This window comes from Actinomadura montaniterrae (assembly GCF_008923365.1).
In the GTDB taxonomy this organism is placed as follows: domain Bacteria; phylum Actinomycetota; class Actinomycetes; order Streptosporangiales; family Streptosporangiaceae; genus Spirillospora; species Spirillospora montaniterrae.
In genome coordinates this window covers 1-1,720 of the sequence record NZ_WBMR01000464.1, presented here as the reverse complement: position 1 = coordinate 1,720, position 1,720 = coordinate 1, and the positions used below count along the sequence as shown (strand labels likewise).

General features: G+C 75.6%; 2 protein-coding genes. One reads left to right on the top strand and one right to left on the bottom strand.

Going from position 1 to position 1,720, the window contains the following annotated elements; translation table 11 throughout:
- Window positions 1–449: 449 nt before the first annotated feature.
- Window positions 450–1,334, bottom strand: a complete 885-nt coding sequence (locus F9B16_RS50310; RefSeq protein WP_151547332.1) for a family 3 encapsulin nanocompartment shell protein — start codon at window positions 1,332–1,334, stop codon at window positions 450–452.
- 205 nt (window positions 1,335–1,539) lie between these two features.
- On the opposite strand from F9B16_RS50310, the gene F9B16_RS53440 reads away from it, so the two are divergent.
- On the top strand, window positions 1,540–1,720 hold a 181-nt coding region (locus F9B16_RS53440; RefSeq protein ID WP_225992697.1), incomplete at its 3' end, for a hypothetical protein.

Genomic DNA, 1,720 nt, shown 5'->3' with positions numbered 1-1,720 from the left:
CACGCGCGGCGCCCGCGGCCCGGAAAGCGGCCGCGGGCGCCGCCGCGCCGTTTCCGCCGAAGGCGGGGCGCGACACTGATCAATGGCCTGAACGGTCGGACCGGAAATTGCCGGAGACCGCGACGGTCATTCGGCCGGCCAACGGGCGGGCCATTGTCGCGATACCGTCATGCCATTTTCGGCGGGTGAATTGTCACCACGGCTTCGTGCGCATGCGTCTCACCTCCCCGCACTCGCCGGAACTCAGGGTGCGGGCGGTCGTCACCACGGAGGAGTGCGCATCCCGTTCACCTCCCCTCGGCCGGATCGGACGGGACCTGGAAGATCACCACGGGGTCGTGCGCATGGGGCCACCTTCCCTTCTGGCCGGCTCGGGGCCCGGCGATCGCGGGCCCCGCGGATCGGGGGCGGGCGCCGGGGGCCCGTGCGGGCGCGCGCCGGTGCACCGGTCACAGGCTCAGCAGGACGAAGTGCTGGGGGAGGTGCACCGCCAGCCCGAGCGGCATCGACGCGGTGATCGTCGCGGTGTCGCCGTGCCCGCGCAGCGCGAGCGCCGACTCCTCGCCGTCCAGCAGCGTCACGCCCGCGCGGAAGTCGCCGAGCAGTACCCGGTCCCGCGCGATCATGCGGGTCCGGGTGATGCGCAGGCCCGCCGAGTCCAGCGCGGGCAGCGCGCCCGCGCCGACGAGCCGCCAGTACAGCGCCGGGTGCATGACCAGCCCGTCGCACGACCCGCCGGTCTCCTCCACCTCGGCGCACGCCTCCATCAGCGCGTCCAGGGCGCCGCCGTCCGCGCGTCCCGGCGCCCCGGGCCGGCCGGACGCGTCCAGGCGGCGCAGGCCGTCGAGGTTCAGCAGGCCGGTGATCGCGCCGTCGCCGCTGCCGTGCAGCAGCACCTCGTTCTCCACCGTGCACAGCCGGACGATCACGCGGTGCTCGACGAACCGCGCCAGCAGCGCGGGATCGCGGGTCAGCTCGGCCGGCACCGGGACGGCCACCGAGATCTCCGTCAGCTCGGCCTTGGCGGCCGCGGCGCGGAACGCCGCCTCGGGCGTCGCCCGGTAGGCGGTCCCGCTCGCGCCGCCGCCCTCGGCGGGCAGCTCGCGCACGTACCGCAGCGGCCCGCCGGTGACGGTGCCGCCCTTCGTCTGCTCCCGGACGGTCGGCCGGGGCCGCGTCGAGGCCAGCGGGAAGAGCGCGGTCAGCGGCCTGCGGACGCGGACGGCGGCGTCGCCGCCGGCCGCCCGGGCCACCGCGACCGCCAGCTCCTCGCCCGCCCCGCGCTCGCGCAGGGCGGGGTCGTCGATGAGGTAGTCCAGCACGGGAGCTCCCATCACGCGCGCCCCGCGCCGTCCCCGGTTCTCGGGGCGGGCAGGCCGCGCGGCGCCGATGCCGCACGGCGCGATCTTGCGCCGTGCCAGCCCGAGAGTAAGCAAAGTCCGGCGAAATGAAAAGGGTCCCCGACGATCTTGTCGGCGGAAATTCGCCGTGATACAACGGCTCTGCGGATTGGCTTCTCCAGCTCAGGACGGTGAATACATGCGGCACCCGGAGAAAAGTGGTGGACGGGCCGCCGCATTCACCGATCCGGTCATTGACGGGACCACCGGGACCGGCAGCAGGCCGGCCGCCCGCCCGGCCCCCGGCTGCCCCCTGCGCGCCGCCGCCCTCGCCGCGGAGGCCGGCGCGGCGGAGCCCGCGAACGTCCCCGCCGGCGGAG